We start from the raw sequence: 15,804 nt of genomic DNA on the forward strand, positions 1-15,804 counted from the left end.
AATATAGATTATACTTGTGTGTAAACCCATTCATTTTAATTATAAGGAAACATGACGCTGATGCAAAGCGTTACATCAGCGTCATGCCTACCAAGATAAGTCCAACGAATAACAGAATCATGATCCCATTTAATATGGTTCCGATAATGGCAAAAACTTTCTTTCGATTCTTGAGGACAAGACCAATAATTCCGACGATGCCTCCAGCCAGATTGAGAATCAGGCAGACCAGGATGGCTAATGAAGCCAGAACCACTGCTGGATGCAAGGCTATCTCTTCTGTCTGCAACGGGGTGAGAACTCCTATGGACTCGTTTACAGCCATGGTGGCAATAAAGAATATCAGAATATAACCCAAGATTGCAACCAACCCAATGACAAAGCTGGCGATTCCAGGTCCGGAATGTTTCAGTGGTACCATTGGTTGCCTCTCATGATCTGACGGGTATGCTTCATACCCATTGTTATTGTATGGATCTGCATGGCCAGGATTCTGATCCGTGTTGTTATAACCTGAATTATAGGAATCGCGATTATCCATAATGTTGACTTGCCTCCCTTAATCATCGTACTGAGTGTTATCAACCTAATCGATGAGTAATTTCTAGCTTCATCCCATCTTCTCGGTACTAAAAACCAATCTTTTTGGACTTGCACTTAAAATACAACGATTACATACCTGTTTACTTTTCCATAAATATCGATAAAAATCAAGGATTTACGCCAGTTTTCTACGATATTTAGGGTAGGGATAGGTTTAGTAAGTATAAACAGACATATGATCTATGAAGCTACACCCCGACTGGTAAAGGAGGAGTGGATTCGCTACAATAATAGGAGGAAGAGTTGAATTAAGGGAGAGAACTTACATGCAACGAAGATGGATGATGCTTGGAGCTGTAATGACCATGCTATCAGTGGCGATAGGTGCGTTTGGTGCTCACATGCTCAAGGATACGATTGGGCCGGCGGCCATAGCTACTTATGAGACGGGTGTGCAATATCACATGATTCATGCATTGGGCCTGCTCATTATTGGCTTGACGGCTGGTCAACTTGGAGCATCGACAAAACTGAAGTGGGCAGCGCGTCTGTTGTTTATCGGTATTATCGTGTTCTCGGGCAGCTTGTATGTGCTTAGTATTTCTGGCATCAAGATTCTGGGTGCCATCACACCGATTGGTGGGGTAGCCTTCATTGCCGGATGGTTGTTATTGGCATTAGATGTGTGGCAGCGAGGTAAGGATCGCTCCTGATCGGTCCAAACAAATCTCGGAGGGTTCAATCCTGCATGAACCATTGAACTAAAAAAGCAACTTGCGTTAGAATGTCCCGTCATTCTAACGCAAGTTGCTTTTTGTTTTAATCCGATGAAGTTAGTTACAGAAACTCATCGATTTCATTGGTTCGGAACGTATACACCTGTTTTTCATCGACATGATATATGCTCACAATACTGGTATCTCGATCAAAATTCAGAATACGGCAAGGAATGCTCTGATGTTTACCGTTTTTGTTATTGACAACAATACGGGTGAGTTTATTCTCTTTAATGAGTGTGTCAATCCACGCGTCAAACGAGTTTCCATCGGAAACATTGGATGTTTGGGTGGCAGGCTTTTTCTCGCTAACCGGTTTTTCTTGCTGATTCTGTGTTTTGACTGGAGCAGGTGAGGCAGGTGTCTGAACTGCAGTGGACGCCTTCTGTGCTGCGATGGCTTGTGATTTTTTGCGTTCGTTGTGAAGTGTGACGAAAGAGTCCTTCTTGGACTGGAGTGTCGCTTCAATAATTTTGCCTAGCTCTATGCCGGATTGAATCCGAAAGTCCGCAATTTGTTCTTCATTGTTTATGAACTCCAACAGGGACTGCAGTGCCAATGCATTTGAGCGGCTCTTAATAAGTATATCGACATTAAATAAAAAGCCGATGTCCTCTTGATTGGATAAGGTTTCTTTCATTCATCCCAGCCCCGTTAAAAAGTATGTCAGCTCAAAAAAACGCTTCAATTCACTATATCATTAAAAAGGAAATTATCATAGTACTAGAGACGCAGAAATATGCCAATTCGAAATGAATCTAGTCCCGGAGTGCCCCTTGATTTCTCTCCAGAATAGAACAAATATTCTTCTTTTTTCATCCCCTGATCGTCCTGTTTGCCTGCGCCAGTCGTGCGGGTCTAATCTATAATTTATTTAATCAGGACAGGAAGCAACAGGGGGAATCGGGAATGGGCAATGCATATCAGGATCGATTGAGATACGTTTATAAAATTACATCTTCCAGAATTAGAAAAGCGGATTATGATCTGCATCTTACTTATCAAGAAGCGACAGTAAATGGAGAAGTGGCATCTATTGGAAACCATCAGGTATTTCGTTTTATCGATCGTATGCGAGGCTATAAGGAGAGGGAACAAGATCTGGCTAGAATCAAGCTGGAAATAGAGCAATTAAAAGCTTTGAAAACCAATGCTGAACATAAAAGAGCAATGAAGAAATTGCATGAAGAACTGAAAAATCTGAAGTTTGCCGATGATTACTTGCTGGTGGTCATTGAAAATAATAAAGACTATGATCGGCTGAACTCATCAAAAGCTTTCTCCATCAACGGCAAGAAATACAAGCGGTTATTGGCTACGACAGGTGGAGCCAAAAGTTCGACGGTCATCTATGTGAGTGAGGATATTCATCCGTCTTTGGAGAAAAGATTGAATAACGGCAGAGATCCCAATAAAGAGCTGGTTCCTGCCAAACTGGAGGCATATAAGGCCTTGGCTTGCAGTACAAGCACGCCTGTGTCACATCCCGAGCGGGTATTGGTTGTTCATGATTGTATAACCGAATTTGGCGCAGACATTATTCAGATTGATGATACCGAGACAGAATACCCTCGCATTGAGAGTAGGAAAAATGAGCCTATTCATATGAATATGAGTGACGGATTTGGTCTGATCTCTCCTGCGCTTAGTGAACTCTGGGCAACCGAATTGGGGCATGAATATATCCCAAGTGGCTTCTGTATCCGTAATAGCTTCTGTAAAGGTATGGTCTTTACATTTGATTATCACGAATTTGCTGATCGTGTTGCAGGCAAGTATATGGTGGACGATGCCTGGGGGAATCCTGTGGATATTCGAGAGGTAGACCTGATCATCACAACGTCTATGCTCAAACTATGGAGTTCATACAACAGTATCGACGATTATCTGTTATGTTGCGGTTATTATGGCTACACGTTCAGCGTAACGAAGGTTACACCTGAAGAACTGGAGGATGAGCGTCATTTAAACTACCAGTTTATTCAGTCGCTCCAATTGGATGATAACGAGATTGGTGAACTTATTCGTCCCACGGTAGACTCGATTAAAGATGTGCTAGGTGAAGACTATCGAAAGGCACTGTTATTTCTCAAAGGAATTCACATCCATGAGAACGATTATAGAAATAGTCCAGATGATTATATTAAAGGGCTCATGGCAGACTCGCGACTTATAGATGATCCTTTTGTGCGCAACAAAATTCATACCTTAATACGTAAGCGAATGAATGAAGCCAAGATCGGAGTTCTAAGAGTGAAAGGCAATTTCAGCATTATATCTGGCGATCCCTATACATTGTGTCAGAGCATATTTGGCGTGCCTTTAACAGGATTACTGAGTTCAGGTGAGTTCTACTCCAGATATTGGAATGAACGCCATGTGGACCGTGTAGCTTGCTTCAGAGCTCCGATGACTTGTCATAACAATATCAAGGTGCTTCGTTTTCAAAATACAGATGAGATGCAGCATTGGTATCGTTATATGAACACGGTCACGATCTTAAATTCATGGGATACGACGACGCATTCCTTAAATGGTGCAGATATGGATAGTGATCAGGTCTTAACTACAGACAATCACACAATTCTTGGGGCTATTCAGGAGCTTGATGCGATTGTATGTGTACAGAAAACCTCAGCCCAAAAAATTCCGGATGAAAAGGATCTAATTCAGGCCAACAAAGACAGCTTTGGTGATCTGATCGGTTTTACAACGAACAAAATTACGTCGATGTTCGATATTTTAGCCAATTATGAGGAGCATAGTGCAGAATATCAGGAAATGATGTACCGAATTCAATGTGGTCAGCATTATCAACAAAATGCCATTGATCAGGCCAAAGGTATTGAATGCAAAAAAATGCCGAAGCACTGGTATGATATTCGCGCTGCGGTAACGGACGAGTCTGCCTTGAAAATGGTAGCACACAAGAAGCCTTATTTTTTCATATACAATGACCCGGAACAGAAAAAAGAATATACCACCTATGTAGAAAAAACGAGTCAGAAGTGTTTGCAGTTATTTGGCTTGACTGTTGATGAATTGTATTCGAAGAAGGAGCTATCACCGAATCAGGAACTGTTCCTGGCACAGTATGAACAGAGAATGCCTGTATCCAAGGCACCTTCTGTGATGAACCGGCTATGCCTTCAAGTGGAAGATGAGTTCAACAAGTTAAAGCTAAAACAGACCCAGAGTCCGTTTGATCATACGATATTGAAGAGTACCAAGAAATACTCACAAGCTCGTTATAAAGAGATTCAACGTTTATATCAGATGCATAACGAAGAGCTACGTAGCTATATGACCAATCTGCGCAAAAGCAAGGTGAAAAAGGAAGAAAGATCAGTCCGATGGCAGTTGTTTGTTTCACGTTTTAAGGAGCAGGCACTGGAGATCTGCAATAACGAAGAAGATCTGTGCAATATGATTGTGGACATGTGTTATCGAAATGCAGAGAAATCAAAGCAATTTGTATGGGATGTCTCTGGGGATCAGATTATTCGCAATCTATTGCTCAGCAACGATCACATCATCCATTATCCGGTTAGAGATCCTGACGGCGATATTGAGTATGCCGGAAGAACCTTTAAAATGACCCAAATGCATGTGAAGGAGCAGCGTCTTGAAAATCATTCTGAATGAACGTCATCATGCCGAGCAAGCAATTGCACATGGGAAAATGGATAAAAAGCCAACTAAAACGTTGGCATGTCTGGTCAAATATAAATTTGAACAAGGGAAGAGCGAGCATGAAGTTCATATGTTATTAGACCAATTTATGGCTCAACACTATCCAGATTATAATACTGTTCAATGGGATACGTATCTAACACGTACCATCAGTCAGACCATGAACTGGATAAAAAAGAGAAAAGAAGATCAGAAAAGTACAATGATTGAAATTAATAAAATACCGATAACGGTTGCTGAACTCCAAAAGATCAAAGCATTAAAAAGCATACGATTAGAGAAATTAGCATTTGTAATGCTGGTATATAGTAAAATCAACAACCTTATCAACGAAAATAGTACGTATTGGGTTAATAACGATTTGAAAGAAGTATACAGTGATAGTCAAATGGCAGTTAGTAAAAAGGATCAAGGGCTGTTGGTGTATAAACTGATTCAACAGGGTTATCTCATAGGAAGCAAGCGAGTCGATTCAACAAATGTACAAGTGCAGTTTGCTTGCGAGAATGATAACATTGCTTTTTATTTGGAGCGTTTCGATGATTTTGTATTGGAGTACCTACGATGGAAAGGCGAGAATATTAAGATCTGTACCATCTGTGGAAAACGCATGTTGGCCAAGTCCAATCGAATGAAGTATTGTAAGGACTGCAAGAAAGCTGGATATCATCAAGCGGGTCGTACTTACCTTGCATTAGTCTGAGTGAGCAGTTGCTGCAGGAAATCATGGTCGTATTGATCATGGTTTCCTTTTTTTTTATTTTCTGGTCTGCGCTTCGTTAGAGAATACCCTTTAAGTCAGTCATACCAAGGGTTTCCACGTTTATTCAAGAGAGTGTTTAGTGATAGTCAAGGTAAAAGACTCCCATGAAGGGACCTTTGCTGTCTATTTACCATTTATGTAGAAGGGGGACGTCAATTGGAAATGAATCCTAGTTGTTCTGCCAAAAGTTATTTTAAGCAGACACAAGTCAGGGCTGCTCCATTACTCAAAAAAGAAGGTGTTGTATGGTTCGATCCACGTTTAGTCAATTAAGTAGCACGAGAGAAAAGATTATTGACAAGTTGCTTACGTCAAAGGATCTGATGAAGGCTGTTGCTTATGATACAGCGGACTATCTAGAACAATCCATTGTAGCTGATCCGAAACAATACATATACAAACGGATTTTCCCGCACCGGTGCATTCCCGGTGAAAATGAAGATGTACTGAAAACTGTAGTTTCTATCTCACTAGAGAATATTCTACCTGTTCAGCATCAGTATAAAGCAGGAATTCTGTGTTTTTATGTGTACACTCATCGTCAGCTATGTCAGTCCAATAGTGAACTGTTACGCACGGATTTTATTATCAGTAAAATTGATGAACTTTTCGCCAGGAATCAAGATTTAGGCTTGGGACGATTGGAGTTTTATAAGATGGATGTTCTGGATATAAATTCTAACTACTATGGGGATAGCATTGCCTATCGCATGCTGGATTTTGCTTGATGAATGTACAGTACATCAAATTAAGAACGTTGGCTAACAAGCCTATCGTATTTCAAGGTCTAAATATTTTTCCCAAGTCACTGGATACAATCGTTGAAGAAGGATATGAGAACTTTAATGAAAAGCTAAATCTGGTCAGTCTTAGGATAGAGGATATTTATCCATCGCTTTCACTGAAAGAGTATGATGGTACGTTGATTGAACTACTATTGTACAGCGGGAACGAAAGCTTGGTTGCTACTTATCTGAATGCCTTTCATTATTTTCTTAACGTTGCAATTCAATTCAATTATTCGGATTCATGTATTATGGCTGGTGACATCGGCTTGTCCTATTCGGATCTGGAACATATCGTAAAAATCATTCAAATTCAACATTGTGTAGTGACTAAGCAGGATGATGATTTCAATCCACTCAATGAGCGAGCAAGTGTATTAAGAGAAAAGATGCTTGCACGAAAACGCAGAGTACGTGAATTAAAAGAAAGTTCATCGTCCGAGGACGCTTTAACTTTTACCGATTTGATATCCATTTTGAGTTCTAACGCTAATGGAATCAACATTCTTAATGTATTTGATCTGAATTTCTTTCAATTCAATGATCAGTTTAATCGCATGAAGCTATTAGATGATTATGAAGTTAACATTCAGGCTTTATTGCATGGGGCAGATTCCAAAAGTATCAAGTTAAAACATTGGATTTCTCCATTAAATTAACAAGCAGAGTTACTAATCAAATTAAACTATATAAAACTATCGGAGGTATTTTTTTTATGAGCAGATATGGATCACGTGAAATTTTGGATGTAGTATTGAAAGATGTTAAGACTGGTGAACCGGTCGTTTATTTGGAAAGTTTGACGACATCGTCGATGGAGTTTGCTGGACAGACCGTATATGCACGTGGTGGAAAAGGGCATCCGAAGCTAATTGGCTGGGATTCCGAGAAAGATGTAACCATGACAATGGAAGATGCGTTGATCTCCAAAGAATCACTCGCTGTTCTTACAGGATCTAAATTTGTAAAAGGAACCAAACCTGTGCATAAAAAAGAGGTTCTTGAAGTGAGTAAGACAGGGGAAATCAAACTTAGTAATGCCCCACTTACATCCAAGTTGGCGCATTTCTTCAAAACATCAAACGGATCATCTATGGACGCCAAACTCACTGCCTCTCCTATTACAGGTACTACTGTGACATTTACAGAAGCCACTCTCAATGAGGGAGATAAAGTTATTGCTGATTATTACTACGCAGCGCCAGATACCACGCAAAGTATGACGGTTGCTTCGGATGTGTTCCCAGGAACATACCTTCTTGAAGGTACGACGAATTGGAAGAATGAAGATGGCTTCGACGTAGAGGCTGTGTACACTATTCCTAAACTGAAAGTAATGCCTGGATTCTCGATTGGTATGGCATCAACGGGCGATCCGCAACCATTTACATTTACTTGTGAAGTGCTGAAGGATACGCATTCCAAAGCCATGGTTGTTATCGACGTACTGGAAGACTAAAACTTTGATGCAAGGATGGGGCTGGACCAAGCATTGGTTCAGCCCTTTTCTGTGATTATCCCGAGTAGCTTGAGCATTTTACAGAATTATATCACCTCGTCATATGCTTGAAATGTTGCGTGTCTTCATTCATGATCATGCGGCTTTTTCTATGTTTCGCCTGATATCATTAATAATTTGCTCAAGTACAGAGCCGTAATATCAGGGAGTTCTCATTTTAATCGGACCATTAAATCAAAATCAGGAGTGATCATATTGACTACGACAAAAACAAAAAAATTAACGGCGGCAGCTTTAAGTACGCTAGATGCAAAAAACAATCAGCGCAAAACGATTTATGTAACAGACCAACAATATGAAGTCCAGATTCATACCTTTTTTCGGAAATCGCTAATTGATAATGTGAACACCAATTATTTATCTCTAATCGAGCAACTTAGACAGAAAACAGATGTTACGGATCAAGTTATCAAAGATACAGTTGGGTTGTATAACACACTTCTTCTAAAAGAATTCTCAGATCTTCCGATTCCTAGAAAGCTGGATGTGGAGAAACTCATCAAGGTAACCAACATGTTGCTAGATAATGGAATTATGGAAGAAGTATTAACACAGTTCCCGGATGTGGAACTTAGAAAGCTTGAAGAACAGTTTAAGGCATTGCAAGAGAAAATGGCAGTAATGGTATCTGAGTTGGCCTTGACACGTGCACAACAATTAACAGATGAGATTATTTAACGAAATACATCTATAAAAGGAGAATACTCATGTTAGTGTTTTTGAAAGCAAATCTGGAAAAATACATTGTATTCCTTCACCAGCTCAAGCTGGAAGCCAAGGAAAGCCGTATACGGACTCGGTTTAAAAAACTATTGGTTGAACACTATCAGCATTTTCATGAAGAAATGGAAGAGCTGAAAGATCAACACATGTTAAAGAATGAAGACGGCAGTTTTGTCATGAGAAACGGCAGCATGGTTCCACGAGATTCACTAATACTTCAAACAGAGTTGCAGGAGTTACTGGAAGAGCAAGTGATGATCGAGTCAAATGCTGAACGTATGCCAATGTTACAAGCGATGTACCGAATCCTGCAAAGTTGTTCATTGCAGTTGGAGGGAGAAACAGCGGATGTCTACGACCAACTGTGTGAACAGTTCGAACAATACGCACAATAGGGGCAATTCATTGAATTGCTCCTTTTTGTTATAAGAGGAGTGATGCATGAATGCAGAATGAACTGGATTTGAATATAAATACCAATCAAGTAATTACAGATCTGAATAAGGCCCTTCGAGAACTTTCAAATAAAATGAGCAAACTTGAGGTCAAAGTGGATTTTGATCAAAGTTTTGTACAAGGAATGAACTCTTACGCAGAGGGCATGAACAGATTGAATCGTACCATGGTTCAGAATCAATTGATGATGCAAAGTTCAATGGATGAATATAAACGTATTCAGACGATTCAAGAACGTCAGCGCCATATGACGGATGCTGAGACAGCAGCTTATGAGAAACAACGCAAATCCATTAAACGTCTGGAACAAGAACTAGAAGGCTATACAGTGACCAAGAGTAAAGCAAACAAAAATCAATTAGGTGAAATTACCGGTTACTCTAAAACATATAAAAATGATGCAGGTCAACTTCTTACAGTGAATACCAATAATGACGGTGAAGTAAGAAATTACGATAAAGTGATGGAGCATGTTGGGCAACAACAACGTCTACTTAATCAACAAAACCGCTTAAACCAGCAACGTGAAATCAATCTTAGTGAAGAACAAGCCACGCGCAGAGCTTTGGAACAGCAAACAAGCCGAAACAACGAGTCCAAAGATCGAGCACATCAGCAAGCACTACAACAGAATGCAAAAATGGATACAAACTTGCGTAATTCCATTAAGGAAACAGAAGAAAGAATTGCTCAGGCAAGTCAAAAATACAGTTTGAATGGGACGGTATCCAATGGGTTAAGATCTCTAAGCAATGAAATGCTGACACTTAACTCATCGATGTCTACGGTTGGTTATAAAGCATCTGCGGAGCATTTAGCTAGAGTCAATGAGCAGCTTAAAGCAACTACGCGTTCGTCATCTGCAGCAGGTGGAGAAATCAAAACCTTGGGTGAAGTTATGCAGGGAGCCTCAACTATGGCTGGGGGATGGATGAGAAATGTAACCTCATTGATTCAGCCCATGGATGTCTTAAGAAAAGCAGTTCAATCCATCATTCAAATGGATGGTCAGATGAATCAGTTAGGACGAACAATAGGGACGTCATTCAACGAAGATCGAATGTTGGATGGTAGTACCCATATTGCTCAATCTACGGGACGTAGCATGTCTGAGGTGAACGGGAATTTAATTGGTTTTGCCAATCAGGGGTTTAACGAGTCAGATACACTGAGTCTTGGGAAAGCTGCAAGTGTGCTTCAGAATATATCCAACTTGACACCAGGTGATTCGGTAAATACGCTTACTGGTGCAATGGCTTCATTTAACATTGAGGCTAATAAGAGTATGGGAATTGCAGATAAGCTCAAGGAGGTTAGTGGGAACTACGGTGTTTCAAGTAAGGATCTGGCATTATCCTTAACTTCAGCTGGCGCAGCAGCCAAATCCTTTGGAGTTTCGATTGAGGAGCTACTGGGAAATACAGCAGCTATTAGCAGTATTACTCGGGAAAGTGGAGATGTCGTCGGACGAGGTCTGAAGGCGATATACACTAGAGTTGGCTCAGATGAACAATCTGCCGGAGCTCTACAATCCGTAGGAATTTCCAAAGCTGACAAAGATGTGATCACGGTATTGGATGAGCTGGCGGGAAAATGGAATCAGTTAACGAAAGCTCAGCAACAAAATACGGCTTTCAGCTTGGCTGGACAAGATCAGACAACAACATTTACTGCGTTGATGCAGAATTGGCAAACATCAGTGAATGCATCGGAATCAGCCCTTCATTCCCAAGGAGCGGCTATGAAAGATAATGAGCAATATATGGGATCACTCGGCGCACGAATTCAAAATATGCAGACCGCTTGGGAGTCACTAACACTTGCGCTGGGTAACGCATTGGTATCAGACAGCATTATCACCATTACTTCACTTGTTACTGGTTTACTGAACTGGATGGCTCAACTAAATAGTAGCTTTTCATTATTTGGTCTCTTAGGCATGGCAGTAGGTTTGTTAAGCGCGTCTTTACGAATTTTGGTAGTGGAGATTGCGAAGGCCGTTCTTGGTTTAATGGGAATTCCGGCTGCAACTATTGCAGCGAGTGCGGGTACCAAAGCGTTGAGCATGAGTCTTACTATATTAAAAAATTCTTTTAAGGCATTACTGGCTAGCACTGGTGTAGGACTTGTGTTTGCGATAATTGGGACTGGTTTAGAGTGGTTAATGAATAAGTTCTCAAACGCGACTCAAGCGACCGAGGATTTTTCTGATCAAACAGAAGCGTTGAATCAGAAGGTATACGATCTTAATGGTTTGAAATCATTGTCAGTAGAGTATGAGGAACTCTCAAACCAGGCATCGCTTAATTATGAAGAAAAAACAAGGCTTGTTCAACTTGAAAGCGAATTGTCTACCAGATACGGAATTACAACTCAGTCACTTAACGGTCAGACCAAATCTCTGAGTGAGAATACAGAAGCCATTAAAGGGAAAATCGAACAACTAGAGACAGAAATTGAGAACGAAAGATTCAAGGCTGAATTGGCATATAACAAACAGTCAAGGGACATTGAGGAAAGATTAGCTGGTAATAAAAAAAAAATTAACGATAAAGAGAATTTAGTAGAGACAATTGATGTTAACTACAAAAAACAACTAAAGTTATTGAAATATTATAATCAAATAGGATCAGAGAATTATAGTAAAGCTGATTACGATCAAACGGTGTACAATGTAGAATTTGGTGCCAATAAATTTGAAAGTGAGAAAGCGAAACTAGATCAATTAAACCAAGAATTCCAAAAAGATATTAATATTAAATCTGATGCAATCAAAGGAGCTTATCAGAGCTACATAGATCTACAAGAAGCAGAAGGGACCGAGGTTAAGGCGTCAACTCGAAAGTTTGTCGATATCTATGTTGAAATGGCAGCACAGAGTGAAGCTACGGCTTTTGCGATTAAAGACGATGCAAAAGAAATATTCAATGCCCTCCAGAATCAAGAATTTAAAACACCCGAAGAAGCAATGACATTTCTACAGCAGTTGCCTAACGTTGGTGATATGACTATAGATACGTTAAATAAAGTTAATCAAGCAATCGCGGAGATTAATTTAGCACCTTTAGAGGAACCTATCAAGGTAAATACCGATTTAAGTAAATTCACCAGTGAGGTCAATAGTGTTACCTCAGAGATTGGCAAATTGAACTCTGTTATTCACGACCTATCCAAAGGGCAGTCTCTGTCAGCAGATGAGATGAATGCATTAATTCTGAAGTATCCCGAACTTGCTAAGCATGTGAAACAAACCAAAGATGGCTATACAATTGAGAAATCAGCCTTGGAGAGCTTGAAGAAAACAAAAGTAGATTATATTAAAACGTTAGGGGTGCTTTCACAGCAGGAATTGATCAATAATAACCAAGCACTCGTGGGTAAATTGAGAGCTTGGGGCATCGAGATTGATGCTCTCACGACACTTGCAAAATTAAATGCTGCCAAAGCTCAGGTACGGTTAACACTTGCTGCAGACGTTGAAGTTGAAGATTACACAGAAAAGGGAATAGAGAATCAAGCAGTACTAAATCAGTCTGAAAAGGAGCTTCAGAAACTTATAGCTCCTTTTAATGAACTTTTGGAACGTTCTTTTGATGCAAGGGCTAGTATAAATAAGTTAACTGATTCAGTAGACTTATTGGGTATTAGTAATGAGAAAAACACGGGATCCTCTGATAAGGCTGCAAACTCCGCCAAACAAGCCAATAACACATATACAGAGACCACGGAGGTTCTGACCGAACTTCAGAAACAAATTCAAGGTGTAGATAAAGCCTTGGATGATCTTCACAACAGACAAAAGAATATGGAAACCAGTTCAGCTGCATATCGAAAATCTTTAATGGAAGAAAACTCACTGATGGAGAAAAAGATCAACCTCCTGAAGAAAGGTGTTCAGAATCCTGAGAAGTTAATATCTACCAAGATAAAAACAACCAAGGAATCAGATGATACTGCTTCTGAGAACGTTCCTACTACAATGAAATCTTCAGGGAGTTACTCAGGTAAGTATGCAAACTACATTAACAAATATGCTGAGCAATACAATGTTGACCCAAAATTGATAGCAGCTATCATACAAACAGAGAGCGATTTTAAGCCTAATAAAAAGTCTCCAGCAGGGGCGGCAGGGTTAATGCAATTAATGCCTCCTACGGCTAAAGATCTTGGGGTGAAAGATAGTTTTGATCCTGAGCAGAATATCAAAGGGGGCACCAAGTACTTTAAGTTTCTCTTGGATAGATACAAAGGGAACGTTAAGCATGCTCTAGCTGCGTATAATGCGGGGTTTGGGAATGTTGATGAATGGATTAAAAATGGAAATATGGATAAAATTCCATTTAAAGAGACCTATGATTACGTTCCAAAAGTATTAAATAACTATGACACCATTAAGGGAAAGGCCCCTAAGGTCGCTGCCCCTTCAACAAAAAAGAGTGTCGGAAGTACATCTGAAATAATACCGGCAACGTCAGAAGAAAAGAAAAAGGCAGAAGAAGCAGTAATCAAGGAAATTAATGAACTCCAAAACTTACAAATCGAAAAACGGTACAAGCTAATCGATTCCTGGGCTGAATATTACGAATTGGCAATCGATAAAGTACAGACAAAGATCGCAAAATCTACAAGTAAACAATCGATGTTATACATTAATTCTGATGAATGGCGCAAAGAAGAACAATCACAAATTAGTTATGTTGGTCAACAAATTAAATTGAGAGAGCAAGAGATAGCCAAGATTAAGCAATTGCTTAAAGATAAGAAAATAACTTCAGAAACGTATAATAAGCAAATTGCAGATCTGGAATCAAATAATGTAGAGGATGAATCTCAAATTTATGCTAAAAGAGAGAAAGTGATAGATTCATATATCGGAAGTTATAATGACAAGCTTTCGGAACAAGATCATCTAGTTTCTCTTTCAAATGCAAAATTGAAGACCATGACGGAAGGATCTACAGAATATAATAAGGAACTTGCAAGCCAGATTCCTGTTCTACAAGAGAAGAACCGTATCACAGAAGCAGAGATTAAATATGTAGAGCATCTACTTTCAGGTGGCAAATTAAACGCCGATCAGACCGTTAAATATACCAATACGCTGAAAGATTTAAACATTGCGCTAATAGACAACAATTCAGCTATGAGTGACGTAAATGAGAGATTAAAAGCATTGCGTGAGAATGCCGCAGACAAAATTATTGAAGATTTCAAAAAAGTCATTGAGCAGCAACGCGACTTTGCTATCGATGCCATTGATGAGCAGCGGAAAGCTGAAGATGAACGCCATAAAGAGCGAAATAAACATCTGGATGATGAGCAGAAGAAGTTCGAAATACACATTAATGCACGGCTAAAAGCACTGGATCGTGAAAATTCTTCTGTCGATTATGAGGAAGAGTTGACCAAAAAAAAGAACGAGCGTCAGAAACTTGTGGACAAACTTAACGTTTTGTCTTTGGATAACTCTATGGAGGCTAAGGCAAAACGAAAAGAGCTGACAGAGCAACTCTCAACCGTAAATGAAGAAATCGCTAAATACGAACGTGATCGTGAACGAGAGCTTGTTAAGCAGGGACTACAGGACCAACTTGACGATCATAAGAATTATACAGATAAGCTAAAAGAAGAAGATAGCGATCTTCATGAGACAACGCTAGCTAATCTGGATGATGAGAAGAAGAAAACAGAACGTTATTACAAGGACATCCTTGAGGACCAGAAATATTTTTATGATTTGAAGCAAGGGTTGATGAGTAACGATGCTGCAGTCGTCAGTGCAAAATTAACCGAAATAGGCGACAGGTATAACGAATTATTTGCTAGCATTAAACAGCATGCATTTGAGACTTCTCAAGAAATGCAGAACATGACGTACAATTTTCAGCAATCGATGGAAGGCATAGGGAAATTTAAAGCAGGAGACTATTCATCATCCGATTCAGGATCACAAGGGAACAACAATAGTGGATCAGCCAATGAATTTAAAATTCAAGGCACGATGGAAACAAGAAAAGCATGGACACATTATCTGAGTAATAAGGATCAGGCTGAAAAAATTCGAAAAGAAATGGCCTTGTATAATTCAGACTCATATAAATATCAGCAACTGGAAAAGGAATTCAAAAAACTGCAAGAGGAGAACCAGGGATATCGGGAGAAATATAAATTTCCTGACAATAGCTTCGCGGAACTGGCTAAGCTAAATATATTTTCAGCGAATACTGGTGGTATGACTCCGTCATTTGCAGGTGGTAAATTCCTGCTTGCCCATGAGAAAGAGTTGATTCTGAATCAATCGGATACATCCAATCTTCTGAAGATTGTAGATGTTGTTCGCGGGATCACAGATCGAATCAAAACCGGTCTTGATTTCAGTACATTTAAATTTTCTGAGAATAGAGTTGCCGGAAATACGGATAACCGAATTCAGATTGATAAAGTTGAAATTATGGCTAAGGATAACGATACCGGTTTGAACTTGCTTGGAAAATTCGAAGAAGCGTTAAATAACAAATTAAAGTGGAGAACCATTTAGGGGAAGGG

General features: G+C 39.7%; 11 protein-coding genes. 9 read left to right on the forward strand and 2 right to left on the reverse strand.

The window, feature by feature from the left end:
- Nucleotides 1-70: 70 nt before the first annotated feature.
- Nucleotides 71-541, reverse strand: coding sequence for a hypothetical protein (locus tag J2X75_RS01750; protein WP_124113746.1), 471 nt, complete (start codon nucleotides 539-541; stop codon nucleotides 71-73).
- Between the two features lie 328 nt (nucleotides 542-869).
- Between J2X75_RS01750 and J2X75_RS01755 the strand changes: the two genes are divergently transcribed.
- Entirely contained in the window at nucleotides 870-1,256 is a 387-nt protein-coding gene (locus J2X75_RS01755; RefSeq protein WP_091032639.1) for a DUF423 domain-containing protein, read from the forward strand.
- Nucleotides 1,257-1,380: 124 nt separating this feature from the next.
- Here J2X75_RS01755 and J2X75_RS01760 read toward each other — a convergent pair whose 3' ends face one another.
- Nucleotides 1,381-1,959, reverse strand: coding sequence for a hypothetical protein (locus J2X75_RS01760; protein ID WP_307538182.1), 579 nt, complete (start codon nucleotides 1,957-1,959; stop codon nucleotides 1,381-1,383).
- Between the two features lie 269 nt (nucleotides 1,960-2,228).
- Here J2X75_RS01760 and J2X75_RS01765 point away from each other — a divergent pair, with 269 nt between their 5' ends.
- The 8 genes from J2X75_RS01765 to J2X75_RS01800 all read left to right on the forward strand — a co-directional run bounded on the left by J2X75_RS01765 (nucleotide 2,229) and on the right by J2X75_RS01800 (nucleotide 15,796).
- Complete coding sequence (locus J2X75_RS01765; protein ID WP_310333949.1) at nucleotides 2,229-4,964, forward strand: hypothetical protein; 2,736 nt, start codon at nucleotides 2,229-2,231, stop codon at nucleotides 4,962-4,964.
- Nucleotides 4,945-5,715: a hypothetical protein gene (locus J2X75_RS01770; RefSeq protein WP_310333952.1), complete on the forward strand. Its 771-nt coding sequence runs from the start codon at nucleotides 4,945-4,947 to the stop codon at nucleotides 5,713-5,715. Before J2X75_RS01765 ends, J2X75_RS01770 begins: the two co-directional genes overlap by 20 nt.
- A gap of 305 nt (nucleotides 5,716-6,020) precedes the next feature.
- Entirely contained in the window at nucleotides 6,021-6,503 is a 483-nt protein-coding gene (locus tag J2X75_RS01775) for a hypothetical protein (RefSeq protein WP_310333955.1), read from the forward strand.
- Nucleotides 6,503-7,219 (forward strand): hypothetical protein, encoded by a 717-nt coding sequence (locus J2X75_RS01780; protein ID WP_310333956.1) that lies wholly within the window; start codon nucleotides 6,503-6,505, stop codon nucleotides 7,217-7,219. Before J2X75_RS01775 ends, J2X75_RS01780 begins: the two co-directional genes overlap by 1 nt.
- Before the next feature lie 56 nt (nucleotides 7,220-7,275).
- On the forward strand, nucleotides 7,276-8,019 hold the full coding sequence (locus J2X75_RS01785) for a hypothetical protein (protein WP_310333958.1): 744 nt from the start codon (nucleotides 7,276-7,278) through the stop codon (nucleotides 8,017-8,019).
- A 255-nt stretch (nucleotides 8,020-8,274) separates the two neighbouring features.
- Nucleotides 8,275-8,757, forward strand: a complete 483-nt coding sequence (locus J2X75_RS01790) for a hypothetical protein (protein WP_310333961.1) — start codon at nucleotides 8,275-8,277, stop codon at nucleotides 8,755-8,757.
- A gap of 29 nt (nucleotides 8,758-8,786) precedes the next feature.
- Nucleotides 8,787-9,197 carry a hypothetical protein gene (locus tag J2X75_RS01795; RefSeq protein ID WP_310333962.1) on the forward strand — a complete coding sequence of 137 codons (411 nt, stop codon included), beginning with the start codon at nucleotides 8,787-8,789 and terminating at the stop codon, nucleotides 9,195-9,197.
- Between the two features lie 50 nt (nucleotides 9,198-9,247).
- Nucleotides 9,248-15,796 carry a phage tail tape measure protein gene (locus tag J2X75_RS01800; RefSeq protein WP_310333963.1) on the forward strand — a complete coding sequence of 2,183 codons (6,549 nt, stop codon included), beginning with the start codon at nucleotides 9,248-9,250 and terminating at the stop codon, nucleotides 15,794-15,796.
- Nucleotides 15,797-15,804: the final 8 nt, after the last annotated feature.

The sequence above is a fragment of the Paenibacillus sp. 2003 genome (assembly GCF_031455635.1).
GTDB classification, from domain to species: Bacteria; Bacillota; Bacilli; order Paenibacillales; family Paenibacillaceae; genus Paenibacillus; species Paenibacillus amylolyticus_B.